The 21,177-nt window shown below is 71.0% G+C and carries 16 protein-coding genes; 4 read left to right on the forward strand and 12 right to left on the reverse strand.

What is annotated here, in order from left to right:
* Positions 1 to 12: 12 nt before the first annotated feature.
* The 9 genes from ACIRJP_RS11600 to eccD form a co-directional block, all read right to left on the reverse strand.
* Positions 13 to 321 (reverse strand): hypothetical protein, encoded by a 309-nt coding sequence (locus ACIRJP_RS11600; RefSeq protein WP_404171412.1) that lies wholly within the window; start codon positions 319 to 321, stop codon positions 13 to 15.
* Positions 314 to 772: a YbaB/EbfC family nucleoid-associated protein gene (locus tag ACIRJP_RS11605; RefSeq protein ID WP_404171415.1), complete on the reverse strand. Its 459-nt coding sequence runs from the start codon at positions 770 to 772 to the stop codon at positions 314 to 316. Before ACIRJP_RS11605 ends, ACIRJP_RS11600 begins: the two co-directional genes overlap by 8 nt.
* Positions 772 to 1,353: a type VII secretion system-associated protein gene (locus ACIRJP_RS11610; protein ID WP_404171418.1), complete on the reverse strand. Its 582-nt coding sequence runs from the start codon at positions 1,351 to 1,353 to the stop codon at positions 772 to 774. Before ACIRJP_RS11610 ends, ACIRJP_RS11605 begins: the two co-directional genes overlap by 1 nt.
* A 65-nt stretch (positions 1,354 to 1,418) precedes the next feature.
* Entirely contained in the window at positions 1,419 to 3,203 is a 1,785-nt protein-coding gene (locus ACIRJP_RS11615) for a hypothetical protein (protein WP_404171421.1), read from the reverse strand.
* A gap of 373 nt (positions 3,204 to 3,576) precedes the next feature.
* Positions 3,577 to 3,954 (reverse strand): hypothetical protein, encoded by a 378-nt coding sequence (locus ACIRJP_RS11620; RefSeq protein WP_114247093.1) that lies wholly within the window; start codon positions 3,952 to 3,954, stop codon positions 3,577 to 3,579.
* Positions 3,955 to 3,988: 34 nt separating this feature from the next.
* The gene (locus ACIRJP_RS11625) at positions 3,989 to 4,288 is read right to left on the reverse strand and encodes a hypothetical protein (RefSeq protein ID WP_404171425.1); all 300 of its coding nucleotides are present in this window, start codon (positions 4,286 to 4,288) and stop codon (positions 3,989 to 3,991) included.
* 67 nt (positions 4,289 to 4,355) lie between these two features.
* Positions 4,356 to 4,703, reverse strand: a complete 348-nt coding sequence (locus ACIRJP_RS11630) for a hypothetical protein (protein WP_404171428.1) — start codon at positions 4,701 to 4,703, stop codon at positions 4,356 to 4,358.
* 262 nt (positions 4,704 to 4,965) lie between these two features.
* A complete protein-coding gene (gene eccB, locus ACIRJP_RS11635; protein ID WP_404171431.1) occupies positions 4,966 to 6,405 on the reverse strand; it encodes a type VII secretion protein EccB in 1,440 nt (479 codons plus the stop codon).
* A 117-nt stretch (positions 6,406 to 6,522) separates the two neighbouring features.
* Entirely contained in the window at positions 6,523 to 7,905 is a 1,383-nt protein-coding gene (gene eccD, locus ACIRJP_RS11640) for a type VII secretion integral membrane protein EccD (protein ID WP_404171434.1), read from the reverse strand.
* 277 nt (positions 7,906 to 8,182) lie between these two features.
* Between eccD and eccCa the strand changes: the two genes are divergently transcribed.
* The gene (gene eccCa / locus ACIRJP_RS11645) at positions 8,183 to 12,112 is read left to right on the forward strand and encodes a type VII secretion protein EccCa (protein ID WP_404171437.1); all 3,930 of its coding nucleotides are present in this window, start codon (positions 8,183 to 8,185) and stop codon (positions 12,110 to 12,112) included.
* A gap of 23 nt (positions 12,113 to 12,135) precedes the next feature.
* Here the strand turns inward: eccCa and ACIRJP_RS11650 are convergent, their stop codons facing one another.
* Positions 12,136 to 13,413 (reverse strand): S8 family serine peptidase, encoded by a 1,278-nt coding sequence (locus tag ACIRJP_RS11650; RefSeq protein ID WP_404171440.1) that lies wholly within the window; start codon positions 13,411 to 13,413, stop codon positions 12,136 to 12,138.
* A gap of 212 nt (positions 13,414 to 13,625) precedes the next feature.
* Between ACIRJP_RS11650 and ACIRJP_RS11655 the strand changes: the two genes are divergently transcribed.
* Both ACIRJP_RS11655 and ACIRJP_RS11660 read left to right on the forward strand, forming a co-directional pair.
* Positions 13,626 to 16,925, forward strand: a complete 3,300-nt coding sequence (locus ACIRJP_RS11655; RefSeq protein WP_404171718.1) for a right-handed parallel beta-helix repeat-containing protein — start codon at positions 13,626 to 13,628, stop codon at positions 16,923 to 16,925.
* 259 nt (positions 16,926 to 17,184) lie between these two features.
* Positions 17,185 to 18,063, forward strand: a complete 879-nt coding sequence (locus ACIRJP_RS11660; protein ID WP_404171443.1) for a PaaX family transcriptional regulator C-terminal domain-containing protein — start codon at positions 17,185 to 17,187, stop codon at positions 18,061 to 18,063.
* A 20-nt stretch (positions 18,064 to 18,083) separates the two neighbouring features.
* On the opposite strand, the gene ACIRJP_RS11665 is transcribed toward ACIRJP_RS11660, so the two are convergent.
* Entirely contained in the window at positions 18,084 to 18,860 is a 777-nt protein-coding gene (locus tag ACIRJP_RS11665) for a VOC family protein (protein ID WP_404171446.1), read from the reverse strand.
* A gap of 232 nt (positions 18,861 to 19,092) precedes the next feature.
* Here ACIRJP_RS11665 and ACIRJP_RS11670 point away from each other — a divergent pair, with 232 nt between their 5' ends.
* Entirely contained in the window at positions 19,093 to 19,920 is an 828-nt protein-coding gene (locus tag ACIRJP_RS11670) for a sulfurtransferase (RefSeq protein ID WP_404171449.1), read from the forward strand.
* Between the two features lie 124 nt (positions 19,921 to 20,044).
* On the opposite strand, the gene sepH is transcribed toward ACIRJP_RS11670, so the two are convergent.
* On the reverse strand, positions 20,045 to 21,109 hold the full coding sequence (sepH, locus tag ACIRJP_RS11675; RefSeq protein ID WP_404171452.1) for a septation protein SepH: 1,065 nt from the start codon (positions 21,107 to 21,109) through the stop codon (positions 20,045 to 20,047).
* Positions 21,110 to 21,177 lie beyond the last annotated feature (68 nt).

Consider the following 21,177-nt stretch of genomic DNA (forward strand, 5'->3'; position numbering starts at 1 on the left):
AGTTCGGCCGGCTCAGCCGGCGGCCATGTGGTTGGCGTCGGTCTCGGCGTCGTTCAGGATCACCGAGGCGTTGTTGCCGCTGATGCCGACCATTTCGAGCAGATCGGAGAGGCCTTCGAGGCCGTAGGTGAGCCCCTTGCCGGTCGAGTCGACGAACTTGTGGTACTCCTTCGCGTACACATCGTCCCGGCCGCCCGCCGTCCTGTTCTCCAGGTTGATGTTGTCGTTGAGGACGCCCAGTTCGCCGACGATCCTGGCGATGGTGCCGAACTGGGTGAACCGTCGCGGGAGATCCGACGGAACGCTCAGGGTTTCAGCCATAGAACTCGTCCTCCTCGCCCCGGTTCGCGGACGGCTTGCGCCCGCCGCCCAGTACCGTCTCCGTCAGCCCCTCGGGCTGCATCGCACGCAGCGGAGCGAGCAGATCGTCCAGCTCACCCCCGCCGAAGAGCCCGCTCGCCAGCTCCTCCTGACTGCCCATCAGTGGTCGTACCGAGCCGCTGACCTTGGAGTTCATCTCGGCACGTGCGGCGTTGACGGTGGTCTTCAGCACCTCGGCGAGCTGCGCCCCCGGCATCGTGCGATAGCCCTCGGTGTGGAACTTGAAGGAGAGGATCTCGCCGTGAGCGTTGACCGAGGCGGTCACCATCCGGTCCTTGGAGGTCGCCGAGGCGGATGCCCTGGCCAGTTCCTCCTGGACCTGCTGGATCTTCTTCGTCTGTTCCGCGAGGCCGGCCATGGCCTCCGCGACCTGTTCCTGGAACGACACCATCAGTACTGCTCCTCCTTGCCTTCCGCCGCCGCTTCCAGGACATCGACCGCACGGGACAGATCGTCCGCGGACAGCCGCAGGGCGACGGGGCCCGTCGGGTTGAGGTACAGGTCCTGGCCTTCGGGTACGAGTGCGAACACCTCGGAGACGGGCAGCACCCGATGAGCGAGTGCACCCGCCCGCTCCAGATGGGCGGGCGCGGTGAACACCAGCACCACCGGGTCGCCGTCCGGGGTACAGGCGCTGACCGCGCCACCGCCCGGAGCGGTCAGCACGGCCAGTTCGGCCGTGACCACGGCCATGGCGACGCCTTCGACCGGGCCGTAGCCGGTTGCCGCGAGTTGCATGGCGGCATCCACGTCGTCGGTCGGTTCGGGCCAGCCGAGCATGCCGGGCGACGGCCGGTACTCGTCGTTTCGCTGCCATTCGACGATCTCGCCGTCGGCGTCGGAACGCCACTGCCCGATCACCGCCCACAGCGGCGGTTCGCCTTCTCCGCGCCACGCGGGGTCCACTGTGCCGAACCAGTGCTCGGGGGCGGTGCGTGCGGCTGCGCGGATGTCGTCGGGCACCGGCGGCATGGCGGATGCCTCGGCCCCAGTGGGTACCCCGGCTGGTATCCCGCCCGCTTCTGCACCTGCGGAACTCATCGTCCGATCACGCCCGTTCCGGCGTCGGGCTCGGTGCCCCACACCTCTTCGTCCTCCGAGAGCCATACGTTGCGCTGCCGGTCGCCGCCGTTGCCTCCGCCACCCGGCGCACCGCCGCCGCCCATGCCCATGGGCGGCATGAAGGGCATGCCGGCCCCCGTCCCGCCCCCCGCTCCGCCCCGCCCGAGGGCGCCGAGCGACTGGGTGGACACATTGCCCTGAGTCGGCGGGGCAGCCGGGATCGCGGGCAGCCCCATGGCGGCACGGGCGCGGTTGCTGAGCCCGGACACCACGGCGGTCGGCTCACGGACCGGGTTGCCGTTGCTGTCGACCATCTTGCGCAGATTCTCGGTGGCTCCCTTCGAGCCGCCGAAGAGATCACCACTCGACGTGGACGGACGGCGGTGGCCGTTGAGCAGTTCGTCGAGCGTCTTGGGGTTACGCGTCCTCAGGTTGTTGCTGCTCTCGGTGATGTGCTTGCCCTGCGGGTCGCTGATGGTTCCGTCGGCGTTGATCCGGGAGCCGGGCGGGACGGTGAGCTTCCCGCCGTACATGTTGGTCAGGGGCTTGCCGTCCGCGCCGATCAGGTTTCCCTGGGCGTCCACCCTGGTGCCCTTGGGGACGATGACGTTGCCCTCGGCGTCGATCCCGAAGCCACGCGGCTGGTTCCCCCCTGAGGTGGAGCCGTTCGGAAGCGTCGGCGGCTTCGGGCCGGGGGGCGAGATGATCTTACCGCCGGGGCCGATGGTGGAGCCGGGCGGCACGACCAGGGGCCTGCCGTCCGCACCGAGGACCGGCTTGCCCTTGGAGTCGGTGACGGCTCCGGTCTTGGGGTCGATGCGCGAGCCGGCCGGCAGCCCGCCGCTTCCCAGGGGGTTGCTCGTGCCGGAGGTGCTGCCATTGGGGCCGGTGATCGGATTCGGACCGAGGCCGAAGCCGCTCGTGCCGGGGCCCTTGGACGAGGACTCGCTCCCGCTCGGCCCCGTCACCGGTGGCGGGCCACCGAGGCCCAGATCCCCGCCGCCGCCCCCGCCGTCGGCTCCGCCTCCGTCACCGCCCGCGCCGTTGCCGAACATCTCCTTGAACTTGTTGAGGAAGTCGTCGGTACCGCCTGTGCCACCGTCACCTCCGGCACCCGCGTCACCGTAGAAGTCCTTCTGCTCCTCGGGCGTCAGCGAGATGGTGAACGTCGGCTTCACGACAGAGTTCGCGTCGGAGAGCGCCCCGCTCGCCTTGTCGTAGGCAGTCGCGAGTTCGAGCATCGTCTGCGCGGACGCGTCGTCCAGCCCGGCCTTGACTTCGGCGAGCCAGCTCAGCTTGGCTTCGCCTTCCACACTTTCGTAATCCAGACCGTCGACCGTGTCCCGGTACGCCGAAGTGAAGGTCTTGGCTCCCAACGCCTTCAGAAACTCGGCGCGGAGGTGGGTGAAGGGCATGGAGGTGGGACCTGCTTCGCGGGGCGTCTCTCCTGCGACAACAGGCACAACCTCCCGCTTTTCGAACCAATCCCAGGCATTCTTCGCCAGAACATCTATGGTCGCCTTCAGCTTGGTGCCCACGGCGTCCAAGTCTGTCTTGATTGCGCCACTCATGTAGAAGGACTGTGTCTCCAGGAGGGAACGCTTGACCGCCAGGAGCACGGCTTCGAAGAGAGCTGCGGAGTTTCCTTGGAGCTCCTCCGAGCCGTTCCCCACGCTCTCGGCCCACTTATTGAACTCGACCGCCCAACCGCCGGTCCACAGATCCAGATTGTTGAACACGGCGGCTGCTTTTTGGGACATCAGCGGATTGGTGTCCTTGTTGGTACCTGCCCAAACGGAGCCGAAGATGGCCCCGGCGGCCCCCGTGAAATCACTCAACGGCCCCGGGCCGTTGCCGAATTCATTCCAGTCATATCTGAATCCGAAAACGAGGTACGGCTTGTCCGATCTGGAGGCAAAATAGTATGCCTTATACGAGTCGAACATCCAGTCCTTGCCGTCGCTCCTCGTAGCGGTATCGGACCAGGCCCCGTTCACCGCTGAGGTAATCCACCGCTTGGACCCCGGCCCCGCCACAAGATTCCGGTCCGGAAGCTTGGTGGTGCCGTCGTGAAACATGGCGAGGATTTCCTCCCACTTGGCCGGCATCCCGGGGGGCACCGCGACCATGGTTTCACTTTCCCTTCGGGGTCAGGATCTCGGAGAACTCGTCGGCAAGGGCACCACCGATGCTCGTCGAGTCGTCCTCGGCGTCCTTGTGCTTGGCCTCGACGTCCCGCAGGCTGGCCGAGAAGTTGTTCAGGAGCGTGATGGCCGTCTCGTACCGGGTTCGCATGCTCGCGCGATACGCCTCCAGCTGACCTTCCAGCGCCTTCGCCTGTGCGCACTTCTCGGGGTTTCCGATGGCGAGCGGGATCTTCGATCCCAGGCTCACATAGTCCGGCTTGACCGTGAGGTCGCGGCGGAACCTGGGGATCTCCTGGTTGGCGTATCTGAGATAGACACCGTCGGTCGACTGGAAGATGCCGCCCGGATTCGCGTCGTCAGCCATGCTCACACCTCACAAGTCGATTCGGTCGGTCGGGTCAGCTGCCCTGGAGGTTGCCCAGGCCGCGCCCGCCGTCGAGGTCCCCGTCGATCTGCCGGGCGTGCATCCGCTGGAGAGTCGTCCGGGCGACTCCGTACTGCTCGTCGAGCTGCAGCTTGATCCGGGCCAGCTCCGCCTGGAAGTCCTCCCAGGAAGTACGGGTCTGACCGGTCAGGGTGTCGCGCAGCGCGCCGAAGTTCTTCTCCATCCAGGCGAGCGCCTCCTTCATCTCCTGCTGGGCCGTGTCCATGTTCTTGATGGCGTCCAGGACCCCTTGGTGGCTGATCTTGACGGACATGAAGGAACTCCTCGTGAGGCAGTTATGAGAGCGGGGAAGAAGAGCGCGGGGAGAGAGCCGGGGAAGGTCACCCGGGGTTGATCGTGCCGCTGATCAGGGAGGCGTAGGTGTTCGCCTCGTGCTCGGCGTCGGTGAGGAGCCGGTTGGCCAGGGCGGTGCCCTCCCGGAAGAACTGGGTGCGCTCCATGACCCGGCTGTGCGCCCTGAGCCACTCGTCGATGCCCGCCGCGTGGGTCTCCGAGGAAACAGCCTGGTAGGCGCCCCGCACCTGGCTCTGGATGGCCCTGACCTTGCGGCCCGCCTCGTCCATGTCGCGAAGATGCTGGTCCAGGGTCTTCAGCGTGTCGAGCATCGCTGTTTCATCGTTGGACAGGCCGTCGGCCGAGTTGACGTTGAAACCGGAGACATCAGGCATGGGGGTCCTCCTGGACACTGCGGGAACACGGCGGCGCCATGTGCGCACGGCAGGCCGACCACCGGGAATCACGACCTCCGGTAGTCGACGGATCATCAGGCTAATACGCCGTACAGGATCTTGGTACGAACGTGCCCCGATAATCTGAGTGTTCATCTTCGACATGTGTGTGAGCTGCGGAAACGCCGGAGAAAGCGCGTGCCTCCCGGCCTTCCTACGCTCAAGGGAACCTCAACTCCCTTGAGCCGGAGGAAAATCGGTATCAGGGCGTCGTCCGTGACGCTTCCACGAGCCCCTGCGTCAGCAGGGCCGTGTCGTCCAGCGCGGGCCCCGACGCGAGCATCCCGAGAACACCTGACGGGATGGGCACGGACTGATCGACTCGGTACCCGAGCCGCTGGAGTCCCTTCTCGCCCCCGGGGACCGCGTACTTGGCACCCGACTCGGTGACCAGGTAGTAGGCCGTACCGGTGCCCGCCGAGGAGAGTGCCGTGACGAGGGCACCGCCCTCCGGGCGTACCGCGAACATGTCGGCGGTCCCGGAACCCGCGGTGATTCCGGGCTGGTTGGACACCGCCCGGCCCCCCACCGCGTCCGCGCGGGGCAGGACGACCGAGACCGTCGGCCTGCCGTCCGCGGTGCCGACGACGGCACAGACGCCCTCGCCCGCGCCGACCGGGCTGGGCCTGGGCAGGCCGGTCGGGACCGTACCACCCCCGGCCCCCACGAGCCGGGGCGTCTTCGGGTCCTGATGGCGCGCCAGGTCGTCCGGGCCGATCTTCTGCAGGACGACGGCTCCTCCGGCGTACGCGGTCCGCTGGGTGCGCGGATCGCCCTTCAGCAGCGCCTCCTCCAGCGCGGTGACCTCGGTCAGCCCGTTCTCCGTCAGCAGGTAGTGGCCACCGGGGCCGTCGAACAGCTGCCCGATCCGTGTCGGGCGGCCGGCCAGCGACGGGCCCGCCTTACCGCGTCCGGTCACTTCCGGCACCGCCAGATCCGGGCCCGCCGGCAGGGCGTTGAGGAAAGCGTCGGGGACCGTATGCGCCCCGTCCGGGTTGTAACCCAGGGCCTGCACGGCGTAGTTCGCGGTGTTCAGCCGCATCCGGGTGCCGTGCCAGAGGAGGTACGTGGTGCCGCCCGGGGCGGTACGGACCAGGGTGGCCGCGTCCGAGGTGACGGGCCTGCCCTTGGCGGTCAGGCCGACAGCCAGGGTGAGGAGCGGCTCCGAGGCGGCGTCGGGCCGGGTGGCGCACACCGACCAGGCGTCGCGGCTGAGCGCGCCCGCCTGCGGCAGCGGATCCGGTGCGCCGACGATGCCCAGGGTCGCGCCGCGCGGGGCGTCCTCGATGGAGGCGGGCTTGACGCTCACCACCTTCATCCGGTCACCGGCCAGCAGTCTGGCCGAGGTCTCGTTGAGGACCGGGTGGAGGACTCCGTCGAGCGTGAGGTAGCGGGCGCCCGAACGTTCGTCGAGCACCAGCGTTCCGGTGGCCTTCCACGCGTTCGAGCCGCCGGGCACCACCAGCCCGTACACCGTGACGATGAGCGCGGCCAGGGTCGCGACCACTAGGCCGATGACGAAACCCTTCGTGGTCCGCCGGTGTGCGGACTCGGGGCCGTCCGGGTCGTCCCGGAGCATTCCCAGTGACAGCCGGCTCATGACGAACATGTGCGCGTGGACCTGGTCCCGCCTGGACTGCATTCCTTGCCTTTCCGACCGGGCGTCGGCCCGGCACACGAGGGCCCGGGATACCGGGGCTTTCGGCCGCCGGACCCCGGGGTCCGCCCGCTGTCCGGCGGCGGCCGCCGGACAGCGGGCTCAGCTGTTGAGGCCCCGCAGGTACTGGTAGAGACCGGCGACGAGCAGGGCCAGCGGGACGAGGACGATGGCGAAGAGCAGATGGAGCAGGTCGACCGCGCGCCCCCAGTAGGGCACCAGACGCCGGCCAGGGAGCGTCCAGCCCGTGATGGCGAGTACGGCCGCGACGGCCAGCAGAGCGGCGAGCAGCAGCGGCCGGGCCCCGTCGTCGGTCCGCAGGACCAGCTGCACCGTCAGCAGGAGGGAACCGTAGGCGGCCGGCAGGAGGACGGCGAGCCGCTGCCAGGCGCCGCCGATCGCCCGTGCGTGCGTGAACATCAGTGCGCACAGGACCGCGGCCAGGGTGAGCGGCGCCCAGGACCTCTCGAACGCCAGCACCGTGAGGCAGCCCGCTGCCACCAGCCCGGTGGCGCCGTAGAGGCCCGTGAGGTAGCTGTCGGCCACGGCGCCGCGGGCGGCGATCCGCTCGTCCGGGGTGGGCTCGATGCCCTCCTGGAGCTGGTCCGCGTTGGTGGGCAGCAGCGGCACCTTCAGGCCGGACAGGCGGAACGCCAGGGCCGGCAGGAAGTGTCCCAGCACAACGACCGCCAGGACCAGCGGGGCGGCCGTGCCGGTGGCCGGGACGCCGCAGAGCATCACGGCTCCGCCCACGGCCCCGAGGACCGCAGCCAGGGCGGCGGCCAGGAACAGCGGGGCGCACGCGCCCACGGCGGCCAGCGCGAGCACGGCGGCGCCGGCCGACGCGGAGCATCCCGCGAGCAGTCGGGCGCCCAGTTCCGCGTCGGACACGGCTCCCTGGGGCACCAGGGCTCCGGCCAGGGCGAGATAGGGGACGGCCGCCGCGCCGAGCGCGGCGCCCGCGCCGATGTCGCCGACAGCGCGTGAGGCTGCGGCCGAACCGGCCAGCAGGAGGATCGCGGTCGCCGCCGCGCAGATCGCCCTGAGCCCGGTGGCGCCGGGCAGCAGCAGGAGCAGCAGGCCGGTGGCCAGGGCGCACAGGGCGAGCGCGGTCATAAGGTGGTGCGAACACACCGGCCGCCAGGAGTCGGGGCGTTCACGAAGCCGACTGGAGAGCCCGTCGACGAGGTCGTCGTAGTGGATCTCGGGGAGGGCGTCCCCCCGCAGGCGCAGATGGACCGTTTCGCCGTCGTGCAGGCCGAGGTCGCCGAGCGTGTTCTCGTCGTCGAGAGGTTCCTGGCCGAGGCGCTGGAGTACCCAGCCGCCTGCCTGCGCACCCCGTTCGTAGAGGTCGGTGCCCCCGTGGTCGACGATGGTCGGCAGAAGATCGGCGAGCACGATGTCGGACGGTACGGCAAGTTCGACGGAGCGGTCGGGCGTCATCACCGTGAGGCGGCACAGTGGTGCCGCGGATATGTCGGTCAAGCGCGTTTCATCGCCTTCCAGGACAGTGGTCGACGCGGTCAGATTGATCACATTAACTTGTGTGTGCAGTCTGTACGTTGTGGGGTGCGGTCAAGATCGTCGGCCCCGCCCCCACTCACCCCCCGGCCTGCGTTTCCGCACCGGCGGCCGTACCGCAGGTGTTTGACGTCCTGTCATCCCGAAGACGCGTCACGGCAACCGCCGGCACCCCTCAGGAAGGCGATTCCCTTTGAGCGTGGTCCTCTTCAAGAGGCCTCCCCGGCGTCTTGGCCCCGAGATGCCCCATGGCGAACTGAGCCTCCAGGAGCCGCCCACGGTGCCGGAGACACAGAGCGCGATGGGCAACATGATCACGTACATGCCGATGGCGCTCAGCTCGCTCGGCATGGTTCTCATCTTCCTGCGTCCCGGCAGTGGCGGCGGCCCCATGATGTATGTCGCCATCGGCCTGATGGCGCTGTCGGCCGTCGGCATGCTGGTCTCGCAGATCGTACGGGCTTCCGGGGACCGCAAGCGGGTCCTGCTCGGTGAGCGGCGCGACTACATGCGGTACCTGTCGATCAGCCGGAGGCGCGTACGCAAGGTGATCAACCAGCAGCGGGAGGCGCAGGCGTGGTCGCACCCGGACCCGGCGTCCCTGTGGAGCCTGGTGCCCACGGCCAGGCTGTGGGAGCGGCGGGCGACGCACGCGGACTTCGCCGAGGTGCGGATCGCGGTGGGCGAGCAGCAGTTGGCGACGAAGCTGACACCACTGAGCACCAAGCCGGTGGAGGACCTGGAGCCGCTGTCCGCGCACGCCCTGCGGCGCTTCATCAAGGCGTACGGGACCGTGCCCGACCAGCCGGTCGCGGTCTATCTGCGTACCTACGCGCGCGTCCTGCTCCAGTCCGACGAGGAGGCCGTGCACGCGATGGTGCGGGCTCTGCTGGCGCAGCTGAGCGTGTTCCACGCGCCGCAGGACCTGCGGATCGTGGTGCTGGCGGACCATGAGCGCCAGGGCGCCTGGGAGTGGGTGAAGTGGCTGCCGCACGCCCAGCATCCGACGGACGTCGACGGCGGGGGACCCGTGCGGCTGGTCACCGATTCCGTCCTGGGTCTCGAATCGCTGCTCGGGGAGGAACTGACCGGCCGGCCCGCCTTCGAGACGGACGCCGTCCCGAGCGCCGAGGAGCCCTACTGTGTCGTGGTCCTGGACAGCGCCCGGACGCCCGCCGACTCCCGGCTGGCCACCGACGGCTACCGCAACGCGGTGACGCTGGATGTGTCCGGTTCCCTGCCCTGGCGTCCGTCCCGCCACACGCTGCGGCTGCGGATCGCCGGGCAGCGGCTCGAACTGGTCAGCACCGACCGGTCGGGGAAGGAGACCACGTCCGCGCTCGGCAGGCCCGATGTGCTGGGTCCCCGGCGGGCCAGGGCACTGGCCACGCTGCTGTCCCCCTATCGGATGGGCATCACCACGGACAACGGTGAGGCGCTCACCTCGGACGTGCAGCTGACGACCCTGCTCGGCCTTCCCGACCTGCACACCGTCGATCTGGACGCCGTGCGCGACGACCGCAGCGAGCGTGCCAGGCTGCGGGTGCCGCTGGGGCTCGCCGGTGACGGCACCCCGGTGGAACTGGACATCAAGGAGGCGGCGCAGGGCGGGATGGGCCCGCACGGCGTGCTGATCGGCGCGACGGGTTCCGGCAAGTCGGAGCTGCTGCGGACCCTGGTGCTGGCGCTGGCGCTCACCCACTCCTCGGAGAAGCTCAACTTCGTCCTGGTCGACTTCAAGGGCGGCGCCACGTTCCTGGGTCTGGACGGTCTGCCGCACACCTCGGCCGTGATCACCAACCTCGCCGACGAGTCCTCCCTGGTGGACCGCATGCAGGATGCCCTGCACGGTGAGCTGATGCGCCGCCAGGAGCTGCTGCGCAGCGCCGGGAACTACACGTCGGCGTTCGAGTACGAGACGGCGCGGGCGGCGGGGACCGACCTGGAGCCGCTGCCGACGCTCTTCGTGGTGGTCGACGAGTTCAGCGAACTCCTCTCCGCACACCGCGACTTCATGGACCTGTTCGTGATGGTGGGACGGCTCGGCCGCAGCCTGGGTGTGCATCTGCTGCTCGCCTCGCAGCGGCTGGACGAGGGCCGGATGACCCAGCTGGAGTCACATCTGTCGTACCGGATCGCGCTGCGGACGTTCTCCTCGATGGAGAGCCGTGGCGTCCTGGGTGTGCCGGACGCCTACCAGTTGCCCTCCGTACCCGGCAGCGCCATCCTCAAGAAGGACACCGGGACCCTGGTCCGGTTCAAGGCCGCGTACGTCTCCGGGCCCTATCAAGGGGTCCGCAGGGTCGGCGCGTCGGCTGTCGCGGGTCAGGTGGTCCCGTACCGCACGGAGTGGACAGCGCCCCGGCTCCCCGCGCCCGACCCGGCCCCGCAGCCGGTGGCGGAGGAGGAGAGCGAGGAGTCCCTGCTCGCGCTGGCCGTGTCCCGGATGCGGGAGGGCGGCAGGCCCGCGCACCGGGTCTGGCTGCCGCCGCTGGACAGCCCGCTGTCGCTGGACGTCCTGCTGATGGGCGTGGAACCGCACGCCGAGCGGGGTCTCACCACCATCGATCCCGAACTGCACGGCACGCTGACGGTGCCGGTGGGCATCATCGACCGGCCCTTCGACCAGACCCGCGAACCCCTGGTCGCCGAGTTGTCCGGCGCGGGCGGGCACGTCGGAATCGCGGGCGGTCCGCAGAGCGGCAAGTCCACCCTCGTACGCGACCTGATCATGTCGCTCGCCCTCACGCACACGCCACGCGAAGTCCAGTTCTACTGCCTGGACTTCGGTGGAGGTTCACTCGGTTCGCTCCGCGACCTGCCGCATGTAGGTGGTGTGACGGGCCGACTGGACCTGGAGCGGGTGCAGCGCACACTGGCCGAGGTGCACGGGCTGGTGGCCCGGCGCGAGAAGCAGTTCGCCGAGCTGGGCATCGACTCCATGGCGACCCTGCGCGCCCGCCGGGCCGCCGGTGAGATGCCGGACGAGCCGTACGGCGATGTGTTCCTCGTCGTCGACGGCTGGGGCACGATCCGCCAGGACTTCATGGACATCATGGACACCTTCACGGCGCTGGCGGCGCGGGGGCTCAACTACGGTGTGCACCTCATCGTGGCGGCGGGCCGCTGGTCGGAGATCCCCACCGCGCTGCGGGACCAGCTCGGCACCCGCTTCGAGCTGCGGCTCGGCGACAGCATGGACTCCATGATCAATATGCGGGCCGCCGCGACCATCCCCAAGTCGCCCGGCCGCGGCATGACCGATTCCAAGCACCACTTCCTCACCGCTCTGCCCCGGCTGGACGGCGGCGACAGCGCCTCGGACCTCGGGGCGGCCGTCGCCGACGCGGTGGCACAGGTGGCCGAGCACTGGCAGGGCCCGCCCGCACCCGCGGTCCGCACGCTGCCGTCGGTTCTGGAACCCACCGAGCTGCCCGACGCCGAGGTAGGCGCGGACGGCGATCTGCGCCTGCCGCTGGGCCTGGAGGGCAACCAGCTCGACGTCATGTGGCACGACTTCGCACAGACGGCGCACCTGGTGGTGGTGGGAGACGCGGAGACCGGCAAGACCAACCTGCTGCGCTCGGTCTGCCGGGCGGTCACCGACCGCTACACCCCCGCCGAGGCGCGGGTACTGCTGATCGACTACCGGCGCGGGCTGCTGGAGAGCGTCCCCGAGTCGCACCGGCTGGGCTACGCCGTCTCCGTCGACGTACTCAAGCAGGCGGTGGACGGCGTCGCACGAGCCATGAAGGAGCGCCTGCCCGGCGCGGACATCTCGCCCGCCCAGCTGAAGCGGCGGGACTGGTGGAGCGGCCCGCGGGTCTTCCTGGTCGTGGACGACTACGACATGGTGTCCGGCGGCAACATGAGCAACCACTTCGGGCCGCTGCTCGACTACCTCGCCCAGGGCGCGGAGCTCGGTCTGCACCTGATCGTGGCACGCAGCGCCAACGGCGCGGCGCGGGCGATGAACGATCCTCTGCTGCGCCGTCTGCTGGAAGTCAACACGCCTGCTGCGCTGCTCTCCTGCCCGCCCTCGGAGGGGTATCTGTTCAACGACACCAAGCCGAGGCAGCTGCCGCCGGGCCGGGCACAGCTGATCACGCGCAGGGGTGTGGTGCAGGTGCAGACCCCGCTGCTGCCCGACCCGGGTCCCGAGAGTCCTTAGGGGTTCTGCCGGGCGGTCATGGCTCAGCCCGTTTCCGTGACCGGCCCCCGGCCCGCCCGCCATCCCCGGCGGCGCCCTCTGGGCAGCACGAATGCGAGGAAGGCGACGAGCACCGCCACCCCGGCCGCCCCGCCGGACACGGCCAGCGCACGGTTGCGTGCCTCCGGCGGGTCGAGCGGCGGGACGGCCGGGGCCGAGGCCTGCCGCGTTCCGGACGGCGGCTGTGGGCGTTCCTCGGGAAGTACGGCGGAGAGCGCCCGCACCGGATCCACGATCCCCAGCCCGATGCCGGGGTCCGGTGTGTCACCCACGGCCCCATAGGCGGTGGACTCCAGCCGGTGCGCGACCTGCTCGGCGGTCAGCCGGGGGTGGTAGGAGAGGACCAGGGCTGCCGTACCGGCGACGAAGGCGCCGGCCACCGCGTCACCGCGGCCGGTGAACTGGCCGCGGCCGCCCGGGCCCGGCCCCACCACCGAGACGCCGGGAGCGCTCAGCCTCGGCTGCGAACGCCGCCCCTTCTCCGTGCCCGGCGCTTCCGGCTCGCCCCCCGGCCCCACCGAGGAGACCGCGAGCACCCCGGGCAGCGCCGCCGGGTAGGCGGGCCCGTTCCCCGCCTGCGATGTCCCCACCCGGCTCTCCCACTCCCGTGCCGAGGCGGGCGCCACCACCAGCGCACCGGCCTTCTGTGCGGCGAGGACGGCGTCCTTCAGTTGCTTCGGGGCGGAAGGGACGCTCAGCGCCACAAGGACGATCTGCGCCCCGGATCCGGTGGCCGCCCTGATCCCCTTGGCCAGCGCCTCGGGTGTGGTCGCGCCGTGTCCACCGGTGGCCCGCACCGCGATCACCTCGGCCTCCGGGGCGACCCCGGCCGCTTTGAGGCCCTGCTGCTGCCCGCCCGCGACGATGCCGGCGAGGAACGTGCCGTATCCGACGCAGTCGTCCCGCACCGTGCCGCCCGCCACCACATCCGGGCCTCCGGTGACCCGGCCGTCCAGCGCCGGTACCCGGCGCAGATCCGCTCCGGTACCGATGACGGCGACCTTCACCCCCGCGCCCCGGCTGAGCTCCCAGGCCCTGTCGATCCCCAGGAAGCTCTGTGCCCAAGGGACTTGGGCCGTTTTCTTGGCGGACCCCGCAGTGCACGGGCGGCCGTCGGCGAGAGTGGTGGGTATTCCCGGCAACGAGGGGCTGTCCGCCTCCCCTGCCGCACCGGCGGGAGACGCAGTGCCGGGTATCAGGAGCAGGGTGGCCAGTGCTGCCGGTCCGAGCGCGCGGGACACCGAGGACCTCGAAGATCGCATGCGCCGATGGTAACGACGCTCCCCCCACCACCGGTACCTGCCCGGATCGCCCCGAACCGGTGCTTCGGCGGCGCCGGAACGTCGATCACCATGGCGGGCGACCTGCAGCAACAGGCATGATGGCTACAGCAGTTTCCCACGCCCTACATGCCGCGCGCTCCGCCCCGTACCTACGGCGCAGGGGTCCGGGAGGTCAGAACGTGTCACGCCAGATGCTCACCGTCGCCGCCGACGGGACGGGCGACCACCGCACCGTCGGGGAGGCCATCGCAAGGGCCCGTGCCGGAGCGGTCGTCAGGATCGCTCCAGGACGGTACGAGGAGAGCGTGACGATCTCGACCGCGATCACCCTGGCCGCCGCCGAGGGCGAGGGGACCGTGGAGCTGGCGCCGCGGCGCGGAACGGCGCTGACGCTCACCAGGGACGCGGTGATGGTCAGGGACCTCGTGCTGCGCGGGCACGATGACGAACTGCCCGTGGTCGACGCGCCGCGCGGGCAGCTCGCGATGGACCGGTGCGACATCCACGGTTCGGCCTGGTCGGCGCTCTTCGCGCGGGACGGCGGGTCGCTGGCGCTGCGGCAGTGCCGGATCAGCAACCCGGTGGGCGCCGGTGTGGTGTCCACGTCCTCGGCCGAGAGCTTCCTCGAGAACTGTGTCGTCGAACACCTCGGGACATCGGCCCTGGTGGCCGGTGAGCGGGGCAGGATCACCGCGCGCTTCAGCCAACTCAGGGACACCAAGGGCAACGGTGTCCTCACCAACGGGCAGGCACACGTCCACCTGGAGGAATGCGCGATATCGGCGACCGGCAAGCCGGGCGTCGCCGTCGAGGAGGAGAGTTCGGTCAGGATGGTGCGCGGCACGGTCCGCAAGGCCGTCGTCGGCGTGTTCGTGAACAGCGCCGGACTGGTCGTCCTGGAGGATGTCGCGGTCAGCGATGCCACCGGGCACGGATTCGTCCTGGGCGGCGGCAGTTCACCGACGCTGACCCGGTGCAGTACCGAACGGAGCGGCGGGCACGGCCTGTTGGTGACCGAGCGCAGCCGCGGCACGTTCGAGGAGTGCGTGTTCGCCACCGCCGAGGAGCCCGCCGTACGGGTCACGGGCTTCTCCTCACCGGTGCTGACGGACACCGTCGTCCGTGACTCCAAGGGCATCGGTGTGCTGCTCGACGAGGATTCGGCCGCCGAGTTCAACCGCCTCGAGGTGCGCGACAGCGCCGGATCCGGAATCGTGATCCGCAGCGGCGCCAACCCGCTGCTGCTGCGGGCCACGGTCACCGGGGCAGGCACACACGGGGTGGAGGTCGTCAAGGACGGCAGGGGGCGGCTGGAGGAGAGCGTCGTCGAGCGGTCGGGCGACTCGGCGGTCCATGTCTCGGGCCACGGCAACCTGTTCGTGGGCAAGGGCCGGCTGCGCAACTCCGCCGGGGCCGGAATCCACATCGGGGCGCTGGGCGCGCTCACGCTGCGGGACACCGCGGTGGAGGACTCCGGTGGCGCGGGCATCCACATCGCGGCCGAGGGCGAACTGTCGGCCGTGCGTGCCGTGCTGACGGATGCCGCCGAGTGCGGCGTGCTGGTGTCCGCGGGCGCCCGCGCCTCTCTCAACGGCTGCGAGGTGACCGGTTCGGGCGCCGACGGCATACGGGTGGAGGGCACCGACGCCGTGTCGGTTACCGGCTGCACCGTCCGTGCCAACCGGGGCAGCGGAGTGCGCCAGACGGTGCCCGGTGACCGGCTCGCCGTCGAGGGGCTGGTCAGTGCGGACAACGGTGCCCCGGACGCCTGGGGCACCGTGGAGGACGCGGGAGCGGCGGGCGACGGGCGGCTGCCCGGCGGAGCGGCCCCGGCAGCCGACACCCGGTCCGGTACGGGCCCGGTCGCCGAGCTGGAGTCGCTGATCGGCCTGGACGAGGTCAAACAGCAGGTGCTGACGCTGATCAACCTCAACCGGATGGCGCAGCGCAGGGCGAGCATCGGCATGCCCGCTCCGCCGATGAGCCGCCACCTGGTCTTCGCGGGCCCGCCCGGCACCGGCAAGACCACCGTCGCCCGGCTGTACGGCTCCATCCTGGCCTCGCTCGGCGTGCTGCGCTCCGGGCACCTGGTGGAGGTGTCGCGTGCCGACCTGGTGGCGCAGATCATCGGCGGGACGGCCATCAAGACCACCGAGACCTTCAACAAGGCGCTGGGCGGGGTGCTGTTCGTCGACGAGGCGTACACCCTGCTCTCCGACGGCGGCGGCAGTGGCGCCGACTTCGGGCGCGAGGCGATCGACACACTGGTCAAGCTGATGGAGGACCACCGCGAGGACGTGGTGGTGGTGGCGGCCGGTTACCCGAAGGAGATGACGGACTTCCTGGCGTCCAACCCGGGTCTCGCCTCACGTTTCACCCGCAGCGTCGAGTTCACCGACTACACCTCGGACGAGCTGGTCACGATCGTGGAGCGGATGTGCATCGGCCACCACTACGAGCTGGATCCGGCGGCACGGGCGGCACTGCTCACCCGCTTCGAGCGGATCCCCCGCGACGCGGGCTTCGGCAACGGCCGTACCGCCCGCAAGGTCTTCGAGGAGATGGTGGACCGGCAGGCGTCCCGGCTGGCCGCCCTGCCGGAGGCCGGCGAGCGGGAGCTGGCCGTGCTGACCGCGGAGGACGTGGGCGTCCCGGCGGGCGGTGCGCAGGGGGACGGGCAGGACGGCGAGGACCCGCTGCTGCGGCTGGACGCCCTGGTGGGCCTCGCGGCCGTCAAGCGCGAGGTGGGCAACCTGGTCAATCTGCTCGCCACCACGCGCCGGAGGAAGGAGGCCGGGCTGCCGGCGCCCCGGATCAGCAACCATCTGGTCTTCGCGGGCCCGCCCGGTACCGGCAAGACAACGGTGGCGCGGCTCTACGGCGAACTACTGGCCTCCCTGGGCGTACTTCCCCGTGGCCAGCTCGTCGAGGTCTCACGTGCAGACCTGGTGGGCCGCTATGTCGGGCACACCGCGCAGCTGACCCGAGAGATGTTCGAACGGGCTTTGGGAGGCGTCCTGTTCATCGACGAGGCGTACACCCTGACGCCTCGCTCGGGAGCCGGTTCCTCGGACTTCGGCCAGGAGGCGGTGGAGACGCTGCTGAAGCTGATGGAGGACCACCGTGACGAGGTGGTGGTGATCGTGGCGGGGTACACCGCGGAGATGAACCGGTTCCTGAACTCCAATCCGGGTCTCGACTCACGCTTCCCACGGCGTATCGAGTTCCCCGACTACTCCTCGGACGAGCTGGTCACGATCGTCCGCATGCACGCGGCCGACAACGGCTACGAGTGCGCACCCGGCACGGCCAGCGCGCTGCGGAACCACTTCGACGGCATCCCCAGGGAAGCGTCCTTCGGCAACGCTCGGCTGGCCAGGCAGACGCTGGAGCAGATGATGACCCATCAGGCGGGACGGCTGAGCACCGTTGCGGTACCGAGCCTGGACGACCTGCGGCTGCTCCTCCCCGAGGACCTCTCCCCGCGCTGAGGTCGAACGAGGCCGGTCGGCGTCGGTCGGCGCCGCGCCCGCGGGGGTGCCGGTACCGCCCCCGTGGGCGAGTACGTCGCGCCGCGTGCCAACCAGCGGAGGGGCGAAGTCGGTTACGAGGTGCTGTGCCGACGCCACCACCAGCGCAGTACGGCCAGCGCGCGTGCCCGCGCGGGCGCGCTGTCGCCGGACGTGCTGCCCGTCACCTCCGTCCGAGCCGCCCGCTCGGCACGGTGTGCGGCTGCTTAGGATGACGCCTGTGAACACGGTGAGCGCGGAAGCGGAAGAGGACGACTCCGGACCGGGCCCGCTGGGCAAGGTGCAGCCCAGACAGCTGATCGTGACCGTCTACGGGCTGTACGCGCGCGACACCGACGGCTGGATGTCGGTGGCCTCGCTGATCCAGCTGCTCGCCGACCTCGGAGTCGAGGCGCCGACCGTACGCTCCTGCGTCTCCCGGCTGAAGCGGGCCGGACTGCTCGAAGCACGGCCGGTGTCCGGAGCGGCCGGCTACCGGATCTCGCCCGAGACCGAGCGGATCCTGCGCGACGGCGATCCGCGTATCTTCGCTGCCCGGCGGGCCACCGTCGACGAGGGCTGGGTACTGGTCGTCTTCTCGGTGCCCGAGTCCGAACGTGCCAGGCGGCACACCCTGCGCACGCAGCTCACCCGGCTCGGCTTCGGTTCCGTCTCCGCCGGGGTGTGGATCGCGCCGGGGCATGTGCACGACGAGGCGGAGTCCATGCTGGCCAGGCACGGCCTGCGCTCGTACGCCGACCTCTTCCGGGCCGACTACCTTTCGGCCGGCGGGGGAGACGCAGAGGAACTCGCCGCGAAGGTCCGCTCCTGGTGGGACACCGCCCGGCTGCAGCGGCTGTACGTCGATTTCCTCGCCGCGCACCGCCCGGTGGCCGAGCGGACCGCGAACGGCAGTGCGGTGACGGACCGGGAGGCGTTCGCGATGTACATCAGGGTCCTCACCGACTGGCGCAGGCTCGTCTACCTCGATCCCGGGGTCGCGCGTGAGCTGCTGCCCGCCGAATGGAGCGGGACCCACGCCTCCGAGCTCTTCGACGAGATGCACGCCCGGCTGGCCGGCCCCGCCCGTCGGCACGTCGAACGGATCCGGACCGGCTGAGACGCCGCCGTCGGACCGGCTCAGCGAGGGGCCGACCGGACGATAGTGAACGCCGCGCCCTCCGGGTCCGCCACGGTCGCCACCCGGCCGCTCGTGCCCTCCCGGGGCGGCTGCAGGACGTACCCGCCGAGCTCCACCACCCGCCGGGCGGCCTCGTCGGTGTCGGAGACCTCGAAGTAGGTCATCCAGTGCGGGCCCCGGTCACGCGGCAGGGCATGGCCGACACCGTGCAGCGAGGCCACCGGGCGCCCCTCCAGGTACAGGGTCTGGTAGTCGAAGTCCGCCGAGACGACCGCCTCCGCCTCGTAGCCGAAGACCGTCTGGTAGAACTTGCAGACCGTCGCGGTCTCGCGCGTCATCAGTTCGTTCCAGACCGGCGTGCCGGGAGCACCGGCGAGCGCCGTGCCGATGTGCGCGGCGGCCTGCCAGATGCCGAAGACCGCGCCCCCGGGGTCGGCGGCGATGGCGAGCCGGCCCGCCTCACCCGCGTCGAGCGGGCCCACGGCGACCGTGCCGCCGCACGACCGGATGGTCTCCGCCGTGTGATCCGCGTCGTCGGTGGCCAGATAGGTGGTCCAGGCGACCGGCAGATGCCGGTCGGGCGGCAGCTGTCCGAGGCCCGCCACCACTTTTCCGTCGAGCAGCGCCCGGACGTACGGACCCATCTGGTCCGGACCCGGCACGAATTCCCAGCCGAACAGGTCGGCGTAGAAGTCCTGGGTCGTGCTCAGGCCGTGCACGATCAGACTCACCCAGCAAGGTGTTCCGGGCGTACGCGGGGCGGCAACCTCGGTCATCGTCACTCTCTCCTCGGACCATCGGGGTGGCCTTACGGGGGGAACGGGGCCGGCGCGCCGTTGTGCGGTACGGAATGTGTACGCCCCGTGCAGATGTTGGCACCACCCGGCGCACGATGCGCTCCGGCCGCGCCGCACTTTCCGGATCTCGACGCAGGGAGACCGATTCGCAGCGGTGCGCCCGTTTCGAGGGTGTTACGGGCAGGGCGCCTCCTGCGCGAGGATGGCACCCATGAAGCCCATCATCACCGCATCCGAATACGTGAGCGAGTCGACGGGGCCACGTCCGCCGGTGCTCCTGGACGTACGTTGGCAGCTGGGCGGCCCGAACGGGCGGCCCGACTACGAGGCCGGGCACATTCCCGGCGCGGTCTTCGTCGACCTGGACGCGGAACTCGCCGGCCCCGCGGGCAGCGGCGGCCGCCATCCACTGCCCGATCCGGACGAATTCGGGGCCGTGATGCGCCGGGCAGGTGTCTCCAGGGACACCCCGGTGGTCGTGTACGACGGCGGTCAGGGCTGGGCGGCGGCCCGTGCCTGGTGGCTGCTGCGCTGGACGGGCCACCCGGACGTCAGGGTCCTGGACGGCGGTCTCGCCGCCTGGACGGGTGAGCTCCAGACCGGGGTCCCGTCCCCGGCCGAGGGCGACTTCCGGGCCGTTCCCGGCGCGCTGCCGCTGCTCGACGCGGACGGAGCGGCGGCGCTGGCCCGCTCGGGGCTGCTGCTCGACGCGCGGGCCGCCGAGCGCTACCGGGGTGATGTGGAGCCGATCGACCGGGTGGGGGGCCACATCCCGGGCGCCGTCTCGGCCCCGACCTCCGAGAACACGGGGGACGACGGCCGGTTCCTGGCCCCGGAGGTGCTGGCGGTCCGCTTCAAGGAGCTCGGCGCCGACCGGGCGGACGAGATCGGCGTCTACTGCGGCTCCGGCGTCTCCGGTGCCCATGAAGTCCTGGCCCTGGCAGTCGCCGGGATCCCCGCGGCGCTGTACGCGGGCTCCTGGTCCGAGTGGTCCGGCGACGAGTCCCGCCCGGTCGCCACGGGGCCCGAGCCCCAGTAACGGCGGGCGATCCGGCCGGGACCGCCGCGCCCGGCCCCATAAGCGCCGGGGGCGGCGGACGAGGACGGCACGAGGGCCCGTACGCAGTGGCGTACGGGCCCTCGTCATGCCGTGGTTCCCCCGCTCAGTCCTGCTTCTTGCGGCGGGTACCGAAGACGATCTCGTCCCAGGTCGGTACGGCGGCCCGGCGGCCCGGTCGGACGCCGTCCGCCTCGGCCTGGCGGTCCGTGGTACCGGTCAGCCGGTCACGGTGGCCGGCCACCGCTCGCGGCATCAGCACATCCGCGTAGGCGGAACCGGCGCCCGCGGAGGCTGCCGCCGGTGGCTCGTCGGCCTCCGGCTCCTGTGCGGGGGGCTCGATCGCGGGAGGCTCGGGCTGCGTCGGCCGTTCCGGCACCACCATGTCGCCGCGGAAGCTCGGCACCGCCTCCAGCAGGCTGGTCAGCGAATCGCGCTCACCGGCCGAGACGGACGCGATGTGCTCCTCGGGCTCGGGCGGGGGCGGCGGGGCCGTGGGCCGCTCCATCTGGCGGTCCAGGGCGCGGTCCAGCGGCCGGTCGCGCGGCAGCCGGGCGATCCGGGGCACGAACGGGAAGCTCGGCTCGGGCGCGGCGACGTCGTCGGTCTCGCCGATCAGCGAACGCGCCTCGTCGTCCACGGCCTGGACCAGTCGGCGCGGCGGGTCGTAGGTCCAGCTGGCCGAGTGCGGCTCGCCCGCGACCCGGTACACCAGGAGGACCTCCCAGGTGCCGTCGTCGCGGCGCCAGGAATCCCACTGGACGGTCTCCTTGTCGGCGCCGCGCAGCAGCAGCCGCTCCTGCACCGCCTCTCCGAGCTGGGGTCCGGTGTTCTCGCCGGGACGGCGCACGGGAGTCTTCCGGGCCCGCTCGGCCATGAAGGCGCGCTCCGCGAGCACGGGGCCCTCGAAGCGGCGGACACGGTCGACGGGGATTCCGGCGAACTGGGCGACCTCCTCCGCGGAGGCACCGGCTCGTATCCGTGCCTGGATGTCGCGGGGGCGGAGGTGGCTCTCCACCTCGATCTCGATCTGGCCGAGTCGCGCGCGGTCGTTGCGCACGGCGGCTCGCAGCCGCTCGTCGATGGGAAGCGTGTACTCCGTGCTGTCCGCAGCCTTGAGCACCAGTCGTGTGCCGTCGTTGGAGACGGCCACGACACGCAGTTCGGGCATGGGGACCTCCCGGGTGGTGCCTGCCGACGTCACGTGCGTCGCTGCTTCCGCTAGTCGAGTGTGGCCTG

Source organism: Streptomyces sp. NPDC102437 (assembly GCF_044765565.1).
Taxonomy (GTDB): domain Bacteria; phylum Actinomycetota; class Actinomycetes; order Streptomycetales; family Streptomycetaceae; genus Streptomyces.